This window comes from Xanthomonas fragariae (assembly GCF_900183975.1).
Lineage (GTDB): Bacteria > Pseudomonadota > Gammaproteobacteria > Xanthomonadales > Xanthomonadaceae > Xanthomonas > Xanthomonas fragariae.
In genome coordinates this window covers 2974297-2990605 of the sequence record NZ_LT853882.1, presented here as the reverse complement: position 1 = coordinate 2990605, position 16309 = coordinate 2974297, and the positions used below count along the sequence as shown (strand labels likewise).

16 protein-coding genes and 3 pseudogenes are annotated in these 16309 nt (G+C 62.6%); 14 read left to right on the top strand and 5 right to left on the bottom strand.

The genetic code is table 11. The features are described from left to right. Positions 1-416: 416 nt before the first annotated feature. Positions 417-701 (bottom strand): annotated as a pseudogene (locus PD885_RS13835) (phage tail protein); the annotation flags it as partial. Positions 702-825: 124 nt separating this feature from the next. Between PD885_RS13835 and PD885_RS13830 the strand changes: the two are divergent. Next, positions 826-1875 (top strand): aldose epimerase family protein, encoded by a 1050-nt coding sequence (locus PD885_RS13830; protein WP_002811220.1) that lies wholly within the window; start codon positions 826-828, stop codon positions 1873-1875. Between the two features lie 228 nt (positions 1876-2103). Here PD885_RS13830 and PD885_RS13825 read toward each other — a convergent pair whose 3' ends face one another. After that, positions 2104-2895, bottom strand: coding sequence for a cytochrome C assembly family protein (locus tag PD885_RS13825; protein ID WP_002811218.1), 792 nt, complete (start codon positions 2893-2895; stop codon positions 2104-2106). 143 nt (positions 2896-3038) lie between these two features. On the opposite strand from PD885_RS13825, the gene ffh reads away from it, so the two are divergent. The 9 genes from ffh to rplS all read left to right on the top strand — a co-directional run bounded on the left by ffh (position 3039) and on the right by rplS (position 9671). Then, a complete protein-coding gene (ffh, locus tag PD885_RS13820) occupies positions 3039-4415 on the top strand; it encodes a signal recognition particle protein (protein ID WP_002811216.1) in 1377 nt (458 codons plus the stop codon). Between the two features lie 252 nt (positions 4416-4667). Further along, entirely contained in the window at positions 4668-5249 is a 582-nt protein-coding gene (locus tag PD885_RS13815; RefSeq protein ID WP_231892722.1) for a DUF2314 domain-containing protein, read from the top strand. 8 nt (positions 5250-5257) lie between these two features. Then, entirely contained in the window at positions 5258-5497 is a 240-nt protein-coding gene (locus PD885_RS22110; protein WP_231892723.1) for an ankyrin repeat domain-containing protein, read from the top strand. A 1-nt stretch (position 5498) separates the two neighbouring features. Then, positions 5499-6593 (top strand): NAD(P)H-dependent flavin oxidoreductase, encoded by a 1095-nt coding sequence (locus PD885_RS13810; RefSeq protein WP_002811214.1) that lies wholly within the window; start codon positions 5499-5501, stop codon positions 6591-6593. Beyond that, complete coding sequence (locus PD885_RS13805; protein WP_002811212.1) at positions 6584-7381, top strand: aminotransferase class IV family protein; 798 nt, start codon at positions 6584-6586, stop codon at positions 7379-7381. Before PD885_RS13810 ends, PD885_RS13805 begins: the two co-directional genes overlap by 10 nt. A 96-nt stretch (positions 7382-7477) precedes the next feature. Beyond that, positions 7478-7738 carry a 30S ribosomal protein S16 gene (gene rpsP, locus PD885_RS13800; RefSeq protein WP_002811209.1) on the top strand — a complete coding sequence of 87 codons (261 nt, stop codon included), beginning with the start codon at positions 7478-7480 and terminating at the stop codon, positions 7736-7738. Between the two features lie 39 nt (positions 7739-7777). Next, positions 7778-8290, top strand: a complete 513-nt coding sequence (gene rimM, locus PD885_RS13795; protein ID WP_002811206.1) for a ribosome maturation factor RimM — start codon at positions 7778-7780, stop codon at positions 8288-8290. A 61-nt stretch (positions 8291-8351) separates the two neighbouring features. Continuing rightward, complete coding sequence (trmD, locus tag PD885_RS13790; RefSeq protein ID WP_002811203.1) at positions 8352-9110, top strand: tRNA (guanosine(37)-N1)-methyltransferase TrmD; 759 nt, start codon at positions 8352-8354, stop codon at positions 9108-9110. Positions 9111-9254: 144 nt separating this feature from the next. Continuing rightward, positions 9255-9671, top strand: coding sequence for a 50S ribosomal protein L19 (gene rplS / locus PD885_RS13785; RefSeq protein WP_002811200.1), 417 nt, complete (start codon positions 9255-9257; stop codon positions 9669-9671). Between the two features lie 319 nt (positions 9672-9990). On the opposite strand, the gene PD885_RS13780 is transcribed toward rplS, so the two are convergent. Then, positions 9991-11466 (bottom strand): MATE family efflux transporter, encoded by a 1476-nt coding sequence (locus PD885_RS13780; RefSeq protein ID WP_002811197.1) that lies wholly within the window; start codon positions 11464-11466, stop codon positions 9991-9993. Positions 11467-11754: 288 nt separating this feature from the next. Between PD885_RS13780 and PD885_RS13775 the strand changes: the two genes are divergently transcribed. The 4 genes and pseudogenes from PD885_RS13775 to PD885_RS21445 all read left to right on the top strand — a co-directional run. Beyond that, on the top strand, positions 11755-12162 hold the full coding sequence (locus tag PD885_RS13775; protein WP_002811195.1) for an RNA-binding S4 domain-containing protein: 408 nt from the start codon (positions 11755-11757) through the stop codon (positions 12160-12162). Between the two features lie 161 nt (positions 12163-12323). After that, positions 12324-13595 (top strand): annotated as a pseudogene (locus PD885_RS13770) (transposase). A 158-nt stretch (positions 13596-13753) separates the two neighbouring features. Further along, positions 13754-13945, top strand: a complete 192-nt coding sequence (locus PD885_RS22785) for a hypothetical protein (RefSeq protein WP_002811590.1) — start codon at positions 13754-13756, stop codon at positions 13943-13945. A 10-nt stretch (positions 13946-13955) separates the two neighbouring features. After that, a pseudogene (locus tag PD885_RS21445) lies at positions 13956-14382 on the top strand (IS5-like element IS1478 family transposase); the annotation flags it as partial. On the opposite strand, the gene PD885_RS22105 reads toward PD885_RS21445, so the two are convergent. Beyond that, on the bottom strand, positions 14268-14852 hold the full coding sequence (locus tag PD885_RS22105) for a transposase (RefSeq protein ID WP_231892724.1): 585 nt from the start codon (positions 14850-14852) through the stop codon (positions 14268-14270). The pseudogene PD885_RS21445 and the gene PD885_RS22105 overlap by 115 nt on opposite strands. 313 nt (positions 14853-15165) lie before the next feature. Then, complete coding sequence (locus PD885_RS13755; RefSeq protein WP_088056938.1) at positions 15166-16158, bottom strand: GGDEF domain-containing protein; 993 nt, start codon at positions 16156-16158, stop codon at positions 15166-15168. Positions 16159-16309 lie beyond the last annotated feature (151 nt).

Below are 16309 nucleotides of genomic sequence, written 5' to 3'. Positions count from 1 at the left end.
GACAGCATTCAAGTGGTTTTGTTAGCCGCCCTAAGAGACTCCGCGTGAGTTGGTCAATTCTCTGCGCGTTGGGTGTTGAAAACTATGTTCCATAACATCACTGCATGACCTTGGGGGGAAGGGAAAGCCACGGACCGCTGCGGCATTCCGTTGCCTGCCCATCGCTAACCTAATTGCATTTTGGAATCGCGTAAAAATGTCGACATCTGCAATGTGCTCATAGTTACTGAAAATTCCACGCTATGTCACTCGCACTTTTAACTTGGCATGCCCACTTGCTTAAACGAATCAGAAGATTGTCTCGCACGAGCTGCTTATAGTGTGGAGATAAACCCAGCAACATGCGTTTTTGCGATGCGTCGTTCTTCACTCCTGCAGACGCACCAGCTGCGGCGTGCCCCAGGTCTCAAGTGAGGTCAGCGCGTCGATGCCGGATCGAGCAGCGGCTTAGGTGAATGCGTCATGTCATGCCCGCCGCCATCTTTCGTTGTCACGACCACCTGCTCAGTCAGCGGCAACTTGATCGATAGATCCATAGCATCGTTAGCGGGGATGTCCGCCTCGAATGCGATTTCGCCAGGGCGCGCAGGATTGGACAGCAACTCGGACTGGTTGAGCTGCACCCAGTTTAGCCGCGGCAGCATTACGCTGTCGGGGTGGCCGGCGTAGTCGGTCACGATCAGATTGGGCGTGTACTGGTAAGGCCGATGCGGCATGTAGTTGCCACGGAAGGTATCTGCCAAGGCCGGATGTGCGCATCGGCATGGTCGGCAGCTACGCGACACGGCTATGCTCGCGAGCTTCCACCATCGGCGAGACGATTCCATGCGGCGAGTATTCGGGCAGTTGCCAAGCGGTGTGCAGGTGCAAGCGCTGACGTTGCGCAGCGATGCCGGGCTGGAGGCAGAAGTACTCACCTATGGAGGCATTCTGCACGCGCTGCGGTTGACTACTGCGCAAGGTGTCGTGCCCCTGCTGCTAGCCTTGCCGGATCTGCCCGCGTATGCCGCAGATGGCGACAGCCTCAATATTCTTGTCGGCCGTTTCGGCAACCGTATCGCTGGCGCGCGTTACACGCTGGATGGTGTCACCCACACATTGGCGGCCAACGAGGGGCGCAATCAGTTGCACGGCGGCCTGCGCGGTTTCGGGCGGCGTGTGTGGGGCGTGCTGGAGCAGGCGCCGGATCAGGTGCTGCTCGGGTACGACTCTCCCGATGGCGAAGAAGGTTACCCCGGCAATTTGCAGGTGCGTGCGCGCTTGCAGCTCCACGGGCGCAGCCTGCAATTGGACTTCGAAGCGCAGTGCGACGCGGCCACTGCGTTGAACCTGACCCATCATCCCTACTTCAACCTGTCCGGCGACCCGCACCGGCCTGCCGCATCGCAAGTGCTGCGCGTGCCGGCTGAGCGCTATCTGCCGGTGGATGCCGAATCGATTCCGACCGGCGAAATCGCCCCGATCGCCGGCACGCCGTTCGATTTCCGCACGCCCACCGCACTGGCCGACAACACCGACCCGGCACATCCGCAAGTGGTGCTCGGCAAAGGCTACGACCAATGCCTGGTGCTGGCCGCCGATGCGGACTGCGTTGCCGAGCTGTATTCGCCGCACAGTGGCGTAGCGCTGCGTATCACCAGCGATGCACCGGCGGTGCAACTCTACGAAGGTCAGCATCTGGACGACCATCATCCCGGCCTGGGCCGCGGCGTGTGCCTGGAGCCGCAGGACTACCCGGACGCACCCAATCAGCCCCACTTCCCGTCGACGATTCTGCGCCCCGGTGAGGTCTACCGCCGTCGCATCGCCTATCGCTTCGCCAGCCCAGGTCCGGATCAGCCGTGGGAAGCTGTGAGCGCTGCGCTGAATGCCTGAGAGCGTCTGTCAGAACGACTGTGCTGCAATAGGCGGGCAGGGCCGGTGCTCATTGCGGCATGTGCTGCTCGTAAGCTTTGGTTGTGAGCGCACGCTCTGCGCCCATCTGGCGACGGTTCGCCACGTCACTGCAAAGGGCAGGGTGTACCGACGTGCGCACAGAGGCGTGCGCAGAGCGCGCCGCCTCGCAATTGCTTGCATCACACATCAAGCCTGCGACCTACGCGATCAGCGCGACCCCAGCACCAGCTCGATCACGAACTTGCTGCCGAAGAACGACAGCACCAGCAACGCCATCGCGGTCAGCGTCCAATGTACTGCCTTGGTGCCGCGCCAACCATTGCGCCAGCGGCCGACCAGCAGCGCACCGAACACGATCCACGACAGAATGCTGAGCACGGTCTTGTGCAGCAGCCGTTGCGCCAGGAAGTCCTGCACGAACAGCAGGCCGGTCAACAAGGTCAGGCTCAACAGTACGAATCCCACCGTGATCATGCGGAACAGCAGCGTTTCCAGCTCGGTCAACGGCGGCAATGCGCGCAACCAAGTGTGGAAATCGCGCCGGCGCAGCGCGCGCTCCTGCAGCCATAGCATGATCGCCAGCAGCGCAGCGATGCCTAGCGTGGCGTAAGCCAACAGCGCAATCCACGCATGCAATTCCAGCCGCCAGCCCAGGTCGGCGCTCGGTTCGTGGCCGTAGGCGTGATAGCAGGCCAGCAGGATTGCCGACAGCGGGAACACCACCACACCCACCGCCGCCATCCGTCCACGGCCACCGAACACTGCTGTCAGCGCGGCCATGCCCAGGCCGCACAACGACAGTGCGGCGAAGAAGTGCATGTCCGGCCCACCCACAGTGCGAAACGCCACCAGCACGTGATACCCGGTATGCAGCGCCACCGCCGCCAGCGCCGGCGCCAGCCAGCGTGCAGGCGCCTGGTTGCCATCGTGCAGCACCGCCCGAGTGAGCAGCGCCGCGGCCAGCAGGTACAGGGCGAACGCGATGAAAACGATTGTCATCGTGGAAGTTTCGCACACTGGTGGGGGAGCTCGGGAATGGTGATTCGGAAGTCGGAAGAGCGGACATGCCAAGCCAGGCGGGGCGGGCAGCTGGTGTGTGCCGCTATAATCGGCACCCGTTTCCCCTCCGCGGTCTTTTGCGCATGTTCGAGTCCCTTACCCAACGTCTCTCCGGCACCATGGAGCGCCTGCGCGGCCGCGGCCGTCTGACCGAGGAGAACATTCGCGAAGCCACCCGTGAAGTGCGCATCGCGCTGCTCGAGGCCGACGTCGCGCTGCCGGTGGTGCAGGCGCTGATCGAGCGCATCAAGGTGCGCGCAGTTGGCCAGGAAGTGCTCAAGTCGCTGACGCCCGGCCAGGCGCTGATCAAGATCGTCCGCGACGAGCTGACCGCGGTCATGGGCGCCGCCGCCGCCGACCTCAACCTCAAGGTGCCGGCGCCGGCAATCATCCTCATGGCCGGCTTGCAGGGTGCGGGCAAGACCACCACCGTGGGCAAGCTCGCCAAGCACCTGAAGGAAAAGCGCAAGAAGAAAGTCATGGTGGTCTCGGCCGACGTCTACCGCCCGGCCGCAATCGAGCAGCTCAAGACGCTGGCCGAACAGGTCGGCGTGCTGTTCTTCCCATCTGAGGCTTCGCAGAAGCCGGTCGACATTGTGCGTGCCGCCATCAGCGACGCCCGCAAGTCGTTCGCCGATGTGCTGCTGGTCGATACCGCCGGCCGCCTGGCGATCGACCAAGTGATGATGGACGAGATCAGGGCGCTGCACGCCGCGATCAACCCGACCGAGACACTTTTCGTCGTCGATGCGATGACCGGCCAGGACGCGGCCAACACCGCCAAGGCCTTCGGTGAGGCGCTGCCGCTGACCGGCGTAGTGCTGACCAAGACCGACGGCGACGCCCGGGGCGGTGCCGCGCTGAGCGTGCGCTACATCACCGGCAAGCCGATCAAGTTCGTCGGTACCGGCGAAAAGACCGATGGGCTGGATGTGTTCCATCCCGATCGGGTCGCCAGCCGCATCCTGGACATGGGCGATGTGTTGTCGCTGGTGGAGCAGGTCGAGCACAGTGTCGATCAGGAAAAGGCCGCCAAGCTTGCCGCCAAAGTCGCCAAGGGCAAGAAGTTCGACCTCAACGATATGAAGGAACAACTCGAGCAGATGCAGAACATGGGCGGCATTCATGGGCTGATGGACAAGCTGCCGGGCATGGGCCAGATCCCGGACAACGTCAAACAACAGGTCACCGGCAAGGAAGTGCCGCAGATGATCGCGATCATCAACTCGATGACCAAGAAAGAGCGCCGCAACCCGGCCCTGCTCAATGGCTCGCGCCGCGCCCGCATCGCACGCGGCTCGGGGATGTTGCCGGCCGATGTTAACAAGCTGATGAAGCAGTATCAGCAGATGGAAAAGATGATGGGCAAGCTGGCCGGCGGCGGCATGAAGGGCCTGATGCGCAACATGAAAGGCATGATGGGCGCCATGGGTGGCCGCGGCGGCATGCCGTTCCGCTGAGTTGAGTGATGCGCTGACGCAGCATGCGCGGCGCCGTACTGGCTGTGCGCTGGCGATGTGGGGTATCGCTCGGTAGCAGATGCATGTGCGCTTGCGTTGCGTTCGCGCCGTGTCGTTTCTGCCCAGGTCAGGCGTTGCCGTTGCCATGCGCCATAAGGTAGCGCGAGCGGTTATCAACGTTGCTGCGCCATCAGGCCAGCGCGGCGCGTACCAGTCGCCACTATTTGTTGGCCGCACTTATCCGAAATAGACATGACCGACAACCGCATGTATATCGCAAACGATGACGCCGCCGCACTGCAGGCGGCCGACGCGGCGGCGTGCGATACCGTCAAGTTTTTCTGGCGCGAGTTGTCCTGGGAATATCGCCGCGTCGTGCCGGGCGTGGAGATGGCCGCGGTGCAATTGCCTTCCGCGACCGATGCTTCCGCCGTCGACACGCCATCGCACGCGCACGTTTGGATTTCCGATCTGCAGTTCGATGGGGACCAGGTCTCCGGCCGCCAGCTCAACGATCCGGAATGGATTGCAGGACGCACTGCCGGCGACGCTGGGTCTGTACCGATGGCCGACCTGGAAGACTGGATGTCGGCGGTCGATGGCCAGATCTATGGCGGCCATCCCATCGGTGCGATGTGTCGCACGATGTCGCTGGCCGAACGCGCCGAGCACGATGCTGCATGGGGCCTGGACTTCGCTGAGACGGGTGCAGTACGCCCGGTGGTTGCGCCCGTGCAAGAACGCGAAAAGGCGTGTTCGGCAAGATGTTCGGTAGCAAGCCGCTTCAGACCGCCGCAATGGAGCAGGATCCGTCCGAGCGCGAGCATCCGATGAGCAGGAACATGGGCCACAACTTCGATGAGGGCCTGCGCGATCAGCCTGACATGGCGCATTTCCGCGACGAAGCCGGTTGGGCGCTCCTGCAACCCGATGCCTTGGCGGGCAATTACCAAGCGGTGTCGCTGCTGCTCAGGCACGGCGTTGTTGCCTCGCCACGCACACCCTCCGGCAAGACCGCACTGGAACTGGCGCGACAGACGCACTGGCCCAGGATCGTGCAACTGCTCAAGGGCAGTCACTGACATGCCGGCGTCGTCGCCCACGTTAACTGGCCCGGACGCAAACCTCGCGCGCTTCTGCCAGCGCTTTGGCCTACGCGTGCCCATCCTGCTCAGCCCCATGGCCGGCGCCTGCCCGGTGCCGTTGTCGGCGGCGGTTGCCGAGGCTGGCGGCATGGGAGCGATGGGTGCGGTGTTGTCGCAGCCGCAGGACATCGTGGCGTGGATGACGGCCTTTAGCGACGCAAGCACTGGACCAGCGCAGGTCAATCTCTGGATTCCCGATCCGGCCCCTGCACGCGACGCAGATGCCGAGGCGCGCATGCGCGAGTTCCTGTTGCACTGGGGGCCTTCGGTTTCCGAGGCGGCAGGCGATCCAACGCCTGCCGATTTCGACGCGCAATTCGATGCCTTGCTTGATGCGCGTCCAGCGGTCGCGTCATCGATTATGGGCGTGTTTCGGCTCGATCAGATTGCGCGCCTGAAGCGCGCGGGTATCGCCTGGTTTGCCTGCGCCACCACTCTGGACGAAGCGCGCGCGGCGCAGGCCGCGGGCGCCGATGCGGTGGTCGCGCAAGGTGCGGAGGCCGGCGGCCATCGCGGTGCGTTCGACGCCAGCCAGGCCGAGCGGCAGATGACCGGGTTGTTCGCCTTGTTGCCGCGATTGGTCGATCACCTCGATATCCCGGTGATCGCCGCAGGCGGCATCGCCGATGCGCGTGGCATCGCCGCAGCGTTGATGCTGGGCGCGAGCGCGGTGCAGATAGGCACCGGCTGGCTGCGCACGCCCGAGGCGGCAGTGCCAAGCGCCTGGTCCGATGCGCTGGTCAAGGCAGAGCCGGAACAGACCCAGCCAACCCGCGCATTCTCCGGCCGGCTGGCGCGCGCGCTGGACACGCCATACGTGCATGCCGCCCGCGCTGCGGATGCGCCACCGCCCGCGCCTTATCCGGTGCAGCGCGGGCTAACTGCACCGATGCGCCAGGCCGCCGTGCGCGACAACCGCCTAGACACCATGCAGGCCTGGGCCGGCCAGTCCGCCTGGATGGCGCCCGTACAACCGGCCGCGCAGTTGGTGACGCAGTGGTGGGAACAAGCGCAGGCGTTGCTGTGTCGTTGATTTTCTGCAATGGCACACCCGCGACGCTGCAGCAACTGGGCGCGGCCGCATTGATCAACTACGGCCACTTCACCACGCTGCAAGTACGCGACAATGCAGCGCGCGGGTTGGACTTGCATCTGCAGCGGCTGCAACACGACAGCGTTGCCTTATTTGGTGCATCGATCGATGACTTGTCCATTTGCGCCCAGGTGCGCGCTGGGTTGTCCGCTGCCGGGAGCAAAGACGCAAGTGTGCGCATCACCGTGTTTTCGCAGGATTTCGAGCTGCGCGATCCATCGCGTGATGTCGCACTGGATGTGCTGATGTCCCTCTCACCCGCCGCACAGATGCCCGCCAGCGCGCTGCGTGTGCATCCTGTCCGTTATGTGCGCGAGCAACCTCAGCTCAAGCATGTCGGTACCTTCGCGCTGCTGCATCTGCGTCGTCAGGCCATGCTCGCAGGGTATGACGATGCACTGTTGATCGACGCCCAAGAACAGGTAGTGGAGGGCGCATTCTGGAATCTGGGCTTGTGGCGACAGGGTAGGGTGGTCTGGCCGCAAGGGCCGGCCTTGCCCGGCACCCAGCAGCGTCTGCTGCAGGCGGGTCTACAAGCGCTCGGTATCGAACACGGATCTGGTTCGGTCACGCTGAGCCAGCTCGACAGTTTCGACGGTGCCTTCAGCTGTAACGCACGCGGTCAACAAGCGATTGTGGCGGCCGGATCGGTGCGCTGGTCGGCGCAGGCCGCGCAGCTGCCGCTACTGGAGCGCGCCCTGGAAACCCAAGCATGGCAACGGATCTGAGCGATTTCGCGGTGACTTGGCTTCGCCTTCAGAGCCCGCTATAATGACTGGCTTACCGCGCCACTATGGCGACTGGGCAACTTAGGAAACTAAATCATGGTCAAGATTCGGCTGACCCGCGGCGGCGCCAATAAGCGGCCCTTCTACCACATCATCGTGACCGACGTGCGCAGCGCGCGCGACGGCCGCAACATCGAGCGTCTGGGTTACTACAATCCGGTTGCCCAGGGCGCAGAGCAGCGTGTCGTGCTGGATGTCGCTCGTGTCGACCATTGGGTTGGCCAGGGCGCTCAGCTGACCGATAAGGTTCGTAACCTGTATCGCGAAGCGTCCAAGTCCCAGGCCGCTGCGGCCTGATCTTGGAGAGCCGAGCGCACCGTTGGCCTAGTCGACCAGATGAAACAGACCGAGCGCCGTATCCTGCTGGGCAGGGTCGCCGGAGCTTTCGGTGTCAAGGGCGAGCTGAAAATAGAGTCCTGGACCGAACCGCGTAGTGCAATCTTCCGGTATCAACCGTGGATTCTGCGTACGCCATCGGGAGAAGAATCGACGCTGAGCGGAGCGCGCGGGCGTGATCAGGGCAAGCGTCTGATCGCGAGATTTCCAGATGTTTCCGATCGCAACACCGTCGAGGCCATGCACGGTGTCGAGATCTACGTCTCGCGCAGCGCGCTGCCGCCACCCAAGCCCGATGAATATTATTGGGTGGATCTGGAAAATCTGCAGGTGGAAACAGTCGAGGGCGTCAAACTCGGTACGGTGTCGCATCTGTTCTCCACCGGCTCCAATGACGTGATGGTGGTGCGCGGCGATCGCGAGCGGCTGGTGCCGTTCGTGCAGCCGGATTTCGTCAAGTCGGTCGACTTCCAAGCCAATCTGATCGTGGTGGATTGGGCCCCGGATTTCTGATCAGAGGGGTGCTTCTGAGCCGCTCTTGACTTACCCACTCCCGATTACCGATTCCCACCCAGTGCGCATCGACGTCATCAGCCTGTTCCCTGAGTTCATCGTCCAATGCGCGGCGTTCGGCGTAGTCGGGCGGGCGCAGGAGCGCGGTTTGCTGGAATTGCGGGGCTGGAATCCGCGCGATCATGCGCAGGGCAATTACCGTCGCGTGGACGATCGTCCGTTCGGTGGTGGGCCCGGCATGGTGATGTTGATCGAGCCGTTGCGGGCCTGTCTGGATGCGGTGCAAGCCGCTGACAGCCGGCCGGCGTCGGTAATTTACCTCAGTCCGCAGGGGCGGCCGCTCATCCAGTCGCTCGCACGCGCGCTGGCGCAGTTGCCACGCATGGTGTTGTTATGCGGGCGCTACGAAGGGGTGGACGAGCGCTTTCTGGCGCAGGCGGTGGATATGGAAATCTCCATCGGCGACTACGTGTTGTCCGGTGGCGAGCTGGGCGCTGCAGTGCTTGTGGATGTGGTGACGCGGTTGCAGGAGGGGGTGTTGAACGACGCCGAATCTGCAGCCCAGGACAGCTTCGAAGGCCCGCAAGGCCTGCTCGACTGCCCGCACTACAGCCATCCTTCGACTCACGACTGGGGCGATGTGCCGGATGTGCTGCGTTCGGGTAACCATGCCGCCATTGCGCGCTGGCGCCGGCAGCAGTCGCTGGGACGGACCTGGCTGCGTCGTCCGGATCTGCTCAACGAGGCCGGGTTGGATAAGAACGATCGCCGTCTGCTGGACGAGTTTCGCCGCGGACTTGCCTCCGGCGACGAGAAATAAGGGCTCACCCCTAGCTCTTGCAAGATTGAATGGGGCATAATATGCGGCTTACTGGCCAGTCTTGAGTCTGGCCCTCCTACGAACCTCGAGCAATCGCCGTGCGGCGACTGCCGGTCCAATATCACCAGACACGCGGTGCCCATCATGAGCAAACTCAACAAGACCATCCTGGCTGACTTCGAAGCCGCCCAGATTCAGCGCCAGCTGCCGGACTTCAATCAGGGCGATACCGTCGTGGTGAACGTCAAGGTGAAGGAAGGCAACCGTGAGCGCGTGCAAGCCTATGAGGGTGTGGTAATCGGGACCAAGAATGCCGGCCTGAACTCCGCATTCACCGTCCGCAAGATCTCGCACGGCTTCGGTGTTGAGCGCGTGTTCCAGACCCACAGCGCCATCATCGACTCGGTCGAAGTCAAGCGTCGCGGTAAAGTGCGCGCCGGCAAGCTGTACTACCTGCGTGGTCTGGAAGGCAAGGCTGCCCGCATTAAGGAAGATCTGGCCGCTGCGGCACAGGCCAAGGTCGCTCGCCAGGCTGCTGCCGCTGCTGCCAAGGCGGAGTAAGTCACTGGCAGGCTTGTGTCATGCTGCTGCCAAACGGCCGCCTTCGGGCGGCTGTTTGCGTTATGGGAATTGGGATTCGGGAATTGGCGCTTGGTGATCCAACAACGTTTGCGAAACGAGCGCGTGAACGTCTGCTGTTTGCGATGCGACACCTCGACGCAGCGGCTCTGCAAGCAGGCGAGCCGGCCTAGCCGAGAGATCAGTTGCAAAAGCACCTGCTCACTGCATCGATCAGGTCGAAACGGCACCTGCGCCTGCTTTCGGCCCACTGTGACTTCAGTTGTTGTGGCAGTACACCGCTCGGTAATGCCAGCCGACGTCAGCGCTGGCGAGATTGCGGCAACTCCGTCATTGGCGCGGTCTCGGCAACTAGCGATGCCGGATGCGCCGGCACTTCGGCGGCGGCAGCCAATTCCGCAGGATGCGCTGGTGTGGTCAGCATGCGCGCCTTGCGCCAGCCGCCCCAACGGTAATACGCCAGCGACAGCAGCATCGAACACATCGAGCTGATCGGAAGACTCCACCAGATGCCATCGGCCCCCAGATCAGGAATCAATGCGTTCGCCAGCGGCACGCGCACGCCCCACAGACCGAACGCTAGGATCAAAAGCGGCGGGATCACTGCACCGGTGGCACGCACCACGCCGGAAATCACAAAGTTCACGCCAAACAGCAGGAACGACCAGATGCCGATGTGATTGAGATGCCGAGCGACCTCCAGCGTCGGGCTGCCAGTTGGCAGAAACAGCGCCAGCGTCCAGCGATCGAACAGGATCAACAGCACGATCAGCACGCCGGTCATCAAGAAGTTGGCAACAATGCCGGTGCGCGCGGTCGCATCCACGCGATTCCACAATCGCGCGCCCACGTTCTGCGCCGCCATCGTCGAACAGGCCGCGCCCAGTGCCATGGCCGGCATCTGCACATAGGTCCATAGCTGAAATGCCGCACCGTAGGCGGCTGCGGTGTCGGTGCCGAAACCGTTGACCAGCGTCATCATTGCGATCATGGCGAGCGAAATCAGCACCATCTGCAGGCCCATCGGCACGCCCTTGACGATAAGCGCGCGCAGGATCGTCGGGGAGATGCGGAATAGCTGCACCTCGCGGCGCCCCAGCCATAGTACGTGGCCTTGTTTACGTAGATACAGCAACAAACCGCCGATTGCGACCGCCTGAGCCAGCAGCGTGGCCCAGGCCGCACCGGCGATACCAAGCGCAGGAAACGGGCCCAGCCCGAAGATCAGCAGCGGGTTGAAGACGATGTCGAGCACCACCGACACCAGCAGAAAGCGGAACGGCGTGCGTGCATCGCCGGTGCCGCGCAACGCTGCCGACAAAAAAGCGAACATATAGATCAGCGGCATCGCCAGGAAGATCACCCGCAGGTAATCCTCGGCCAGCGTTTGCGACGCCGGCGGTGTTCCCATCGCGGTCAATAGATGCGGCGCCAGAAACCAGCCGAGCACGGCGATCACCGCCGATAGCCCGCCGAAAAAACTGGCGCTGGTGCCCATGACCTTGCGTGCTTGTGCGATGTCGCGCGCGCCCATCGCTTGGCCGATCAGGATGGTCGAGGCCATGCCGATGCCGAATACCGAACCGATCAGGAAGAACATGATGCTGTTGGCATTGGCCGCGGCGGTGAGCGCAGCCTCGCCGAGGTAGCGGCCTACCCAGATCGCATTGATCGAGCCGTTAAGCGATTGCGCGATATTGCCGGCCAAGATCGGTATCGCGAACAGCAGCAGATTCTTGCCGATCGGGCCTTCGGTCAGGACAGCGGATTTGGGCATCGCAGAAAGGCCGTGGTGCGGAAGCTGCGAACACTAACATTGGAGTGTGTGAGGCGTGCTGTTGCCTGGCGATTCTGATGACGCGGGGCACTGCATGAGCTGGGCAGATCCACCTGTTTCGGTCAGCCAGAGAGTGAAAGGCAGGCCGGGCCAGGTCGTTGGCGATGCTTGCGTTCCGGCGACGTTGCCCAGATATTTCTCGCTCAACGCAGCCCGTCGAGGCGCCGATGCAGCGGCGATGACGACACCGGTCTGCAGCCCATTGGAACCGACGGCAAGCACAACGCGATGACTCAATTGATAGAACAAGCGACGACGGTGAGGCTGGACGTCTGGCTGTGGGCGGCGCGCTTCTTCAAGACGCGCAGTCTTGCCAAGACGGCAGTGGACAACGGCAAGGTGGATGTCTCCGGCCAGCGGCCCAAGCCGTCGCGCACCCTGCGTAGCGGTGAGCAATTGCGTATCGACCGTGGCGGTGAAATCTTCGAGATTACCGTCGCCGCGCTCAGCGACGTGCGCGGCCCGGCACCGGTTGCACAGACGCTGTACGTGGAGAGCGAAGCCTCGCGTGAGGCGCGTTCGCAATGGCGGCTGCAGCGCGTCGCCGAGCGTACTGGCTATCGCCCCCCGGAAGGTAAGCCGGACAAACGCGCGCGTCGCTTGATCACCGCACTGGGCGATATCGACGCGTTTTGAAAAAGATGGGAACCGAGATGGATCATGTCCCGAAGTCAATAGTTAGTCGCCCCTGAAAAACCCCAACCACCCAACGACCGCAAGGCCTTGATGTCTGCACCGGCGTGCCAAAACTACCAGTGTTCGCTACGCTGAAGGCTGGTTTCTTGCAATTTCCGCCCATGCGTACACGCCGTCCTGCTGCCGAGACAGACCCGCCGATGAGTTGTTTCGTTCGCGGCTGGAGAACCAGATCGATCTGCGTCATCCGCTGACGCGGCTGAGCCAACAGATGCCGTGGGCGGCGTTGGAGCAAGCACTTTCATCGCGCTTGCCGGCCACCCAGGCCGGTGGCGGTCGGCCGGCATTGCCGGTGCGGCTGATTGCCGGTTTGCTCTACCTCAAACACGCCTACGACCTGTCCGATGAAGCGGTGTGCGAGCGCTGGCTGGAGAATCCGTACTGGCAGTTCTTCACCGGTGAGGTCGTGTTCCAGACGCGTTTGCCGTGCGATGCCAGCTCGCTGACGCGCTGGCGGCAGCGCCTGGGTGAGGCCGGGATGGAAGAGCTGCTGGCGCACACCATCAACGCCGCGCATGCGATGCAGGCGGTGGACGCACGCGAGTTGTCGCGGGTGATCGTGGACACCACGGTGCAGGAAAAGGCGATCGCCTATCCGACCGACAGCCGTTTGCTGGAGGTGGCACGCAAGAAGCTGGTGTTACTGGCCAAGATGCGGCGCGTCCTGCGACGTCAACGCACAGTGCTGGGACGGCTCATGCGCGACATCCAACGCAAACTCGATCAGGTAAACACCGGCGTGCGCGAGCGCATCGCTGTCTGGCTGGAACGTGCGCAACGGCTGTACACGCAGCGTCCGAAGGACAAACAAAAACTGTACGCATTGCATGCCCCGGAAGTGGAATGCATCGGCAAGGGCAAGGCGCGTCAAGCGTACGAATTCGGCGTCAAGGTCGGCATTGCGGTCACCGCCTGCAAGGGATTGGTCGTGGGTGCGCGCAGCTTCCCGGGCAACCCGTACGACGGCGATACCTTGGCCGAGCAGCTGGAGCAGACACGCGGGTTGCTGCAGGATGTGAGCGTAGAACCGACGGTGGCGATCGTGGACCTGGGCTATCGCGGGCGCGAAGTCGATGGCGTGCAGGTCCCTGCATCGCGGCAAGGCCAAGACGCTGACGCGACGGCAATGGCGCTGGATCAAGCGACGGCAGGCGGTGGAGCCGGTGATCAGACATCTGAAAAACGACTGCAGGTTGCGTCGCTGCAGGCTGAAAGGTGCCCAAGGCGATGCGCTGCACGTGTTCGGCTGCGCCGCCGGCTACAACCTGCGTTGGCTGCTGCGCTGGATCGCGTTTTTGCGTGCCTGGATGCGGGCGATGGGATGGTCATCCTTGAGCACCGTGCCGCTGTCACCGACGGCACTTGGCGCTTGAAGGGGATTTTTCAGGGACGACTCAATATTAAAAAATTAAATGGCCGCTCCTGAAAAACCCTCAATACCCAATCACCGCAACGCTTTATAGGCCGCACAGGTGTGCCAGAACTGCCGGTTTTCGCAACGCTGAGGTCTGGTTTCTGGCCGTTGCCGCCCATGCGTACACGCCGTGCTGCTGCTGAGCGCATCTGCGCCGACGAGTTGTTCCGTTCGCGGCTGCAGAACCAGATCGACCTGCGTCATCCGTTGGCGCAATTGAGCCGACGGATGCCGTGGGCCGCGTTGGAACAGGCGCTTTTGCCGCGCTTGCCGGCCACTGCGGCTGCTGGCGGGGCAGGCCAACACTAACGGCGCGCTTGAACGCACAGTGCAGGGACGAGTCGTGCGCGACATCGAACACAAGCTCGATCAGGTAGACATCGACGTGCGCGAGCGCATCGCTGTGCGGTTGCAACGCGCACAACAGGTGCTTGCGCAACGTCCCAAAGACAAACGACAACTCGACGCATTGCATACGCCGGAAGAGGCCAAGACCCTGACGCGACGGCAATGGCGCTGGATCAAACGGCGTTAGGCAGTGGAACCGGCGATCGGACATTTGAAAGACCACTGCCGGTTGCGTCGTTGCAGGCGCAACAGCGCCCAAGGCGATGCGCTGCACGTGCTCCGGCTACAACTTGCGTTGGCTGATGCGCTGGATCGCGTTTTTGCGTGCCTGGATCCGGGCAATGGGATGGCCATCCTTGAGCGCCGTGCACCGATCACTGCTGGAGATTGGTATTTGAAGGGGGTTTTTCAGGGACGACCGACTATGAGATACCTCGACCACCCAGCGCCTGGCCTTGTTTTTCGAATCGCGCCGTTTGGTGTCGGCTGCCTTGCGCCGGTCAACAACATGAGGGATGTAACCGCGGTCCTGGATGGTGCGAAGGTGTGCCGCGCCACGATAGCCCGCGTCGGCGCACAGATGTTGGCTTCGCCGGTGTTGCGGGTTCTTGCGCTTGACGACAATGGCGTTGAGCACCTCATCAAGCCGCTTGCAGTCAGGGGCGTTGGCCCCGGTCACGACGATCGACAACGGAACGCCACGGGCCGTCCACCAGCAGGTGGCGCTTGCTGCTTTTTTCCACGATCCGTTGGGTTGGGCCCCGCGGCCTGCTGTGCCAGCGACGCCTTCATCATCGCGCCGTCCACGCTCTGCCAGCGCCAAGCAATGCCCCGCATCTGGTCGTACTCGGCCAGGCCCGCTTTCCACAGCACCTCAAAGAAGCCCGCAGCTTCCCATTCCAGCAAGCGCTTATGGATGGCGCTTGCGCTGCCGAAGCGTTCCTTAGACAGCCACCTTCCAGTGGCAGCTGGTGCGCAGCACATAGACGATGGCCTCCAACACCAGTCGAGACGGCCTCGCAGATCGGTCTGCACCGGTAGACCCTGTCAGCCACTGCACGCGCAGGAATCAGCGGTTCCACCCGCTGCCAGAACTCATCGCTTACCACCCAGGACGCTACACGTTTGGCCGTGATCTCGATCCAGCGCCGCGTACCATGCGGCTCGAATCGATAGGTTACCTATTTGCGGATAAATTCTTGGTCAGCAACCCGCGCGCTGTCGCGTCCGCCGTTCTTGGCCAGATATAGCGCAGCATCGGCGCGCGAAAACCAGTCTTGCCAATGGGTCTCGCCATCATGGCGCGCAGCACCCAGCGAAACGGTTATACGACCACCCGGACCGCGCAGGCCATTGCGGATCACCTTGCGCAAACGTTCGGTTACCGCCTCCAGTTCCGAAAGCGAACCAGCGCGCAGCAGTACCACAAATTCTTCGCCGCCAAAGCGGAAGACCTGATGCGGCTCACGCACTTCGAAACGCAGGATCGTCGCCAGATCCGACAATGCCGCATCGCCTGCGGCATGCCCGTACAGATCGTTGACCTCTTTGAAATGATCCAGATCCAAAATGATCAAGCTGTTGAGCCGATCTTGTGGATGACGCTGATCGATCTGGTAGGTGAGCGCACGTTCGAGCATGCGGCGGTTAGGCAAGCCGGTCAGCGCATCCAGCGAGGCCAGCTCTTCCAGATGCACGCGGTCGTTCTGCATGCGCAGCGAGAACGCGTAGCCTACCGCCAGCGTCACCAAGGTTACCGCCACAGTCGATGCACCCTGACCCGCACTGACGATCAGGCCAGGCAAAAACAACAATGCCGTCAACAGCGGCAAGCTCAACAACACCGCACGTGGTGGCTCGCACAGAAAATAATTCGTGGCCAATACCGGGAACAACCAAGGCAGGGCGCCATCGCCACCGGTCCAACACGCCACCAGACAACCGCCGACATTGATTGAGGCCAGCCAGACCCCTCCAGCACCAGTATGTTCGGCACTGCGCATCTGCCAGCCGCGCCACACCGCAAGCAGGCCCAACGAGGCAGTGATGATGCACGCGACCGCTTGACCGGTCATGGCCAGGTAGACCGCATAGAGGCAAAGCAATAGCGCGGTGATTGGTCCAAGCATCTTGACGATGCCGAGGCGGAAATCCCGCCGCAGGTGGAGGATCACGGGAAAGGTTCTGTAGAGGTCGACATCATTATCGGCTGGGCATTGTCAAATTTGAGCATGTACGCATCGTCGTAACAGGTAGGAAAATGAAGCGTTGCAGAGCAGGACTTCGCACATCCTTGACGCCCCTGCCACGACCGTATCTTTCTTG

Coding starts and splice junctions, on each gene's coding strand:
- PD885_RS13825 (WP_002811218.1), bottom strand. CDS start 2,895: ATGACAATCGTTTTCATCGCGTTCGCCCTGTACCTGCTGGCCGCGGCG.
- rpsP (WP_002811209.1), top strand. CDS start 7,478: ATGGTCAAGATTCGGCTGACCCGCGGCGGCGCCAATAAGCGGCCCTTC.
- PD885_RS13780 (WP_002811197.1), bottom strand. CDS start 11,466: ATGCCCAAATCCGCTGTCCTGACCGAAGGCCCGATCGGCAAGAATCTG.
- PD885_RS13810 (WP_002811214.1), top strand. CDS start 5,499: ATGCCGGCGTCGTCGCCCACGTTAACTGGCCCGGACGCAAACCTCGCG.
- PD885_RS13815 (WP_231892722.1), top strand. CDS start 4,668: ATGACCGACAACCGCATGTATATCGCAAACGATGACGCCGCCGCACTG.
- ffh (WP_002811216.1), top strand. CDS start 3,039: ATGTTCGAGTCCCTTACCCAACGTCTCTCCGGCACCATGGAGCGCCTG.
- PD885_RS22785 (WP_002811590.1), top strand. CDS start 13,754: ATGCGTACACGCCGTGCTGCTGCTGAGCGCATCTGCGCCGACGAGTTG.
- PD885_RS13830 (WP_002811220.1), top strand. CDS start 826: ATGCGGCGAGTATTCGGGCAGTTGCCAAGCGGTGTGCAGGTGCAAGCG.
- rimM (WP_002811206.1), top strand. CDS start 7,778: ATGAAACAGACCGAGCGCCGTATCCTGCTGGGCAGGGTCGCCGGAGCT.
- PD885_RS22110 (WP_231892723.1), top strand. CDS start 5,258: ATGGGCCACAACTTCGATGAGGGCCTGCGCGATCAGCCTGACATGGCG.
- rplS (WP_002811200.1), top strand. CDS start 9,255: ATGAGCAAACTCAACAAGACCATCCTGGCTGACTTCGAAGCCGCCCAG.
- PD885_RS13775 (WP_002811195.1), top strand. CDS start 11,755: ATGACTCAATTGATAGAACAAGCGACGACGGTGAGGCTGGACGTCTGG.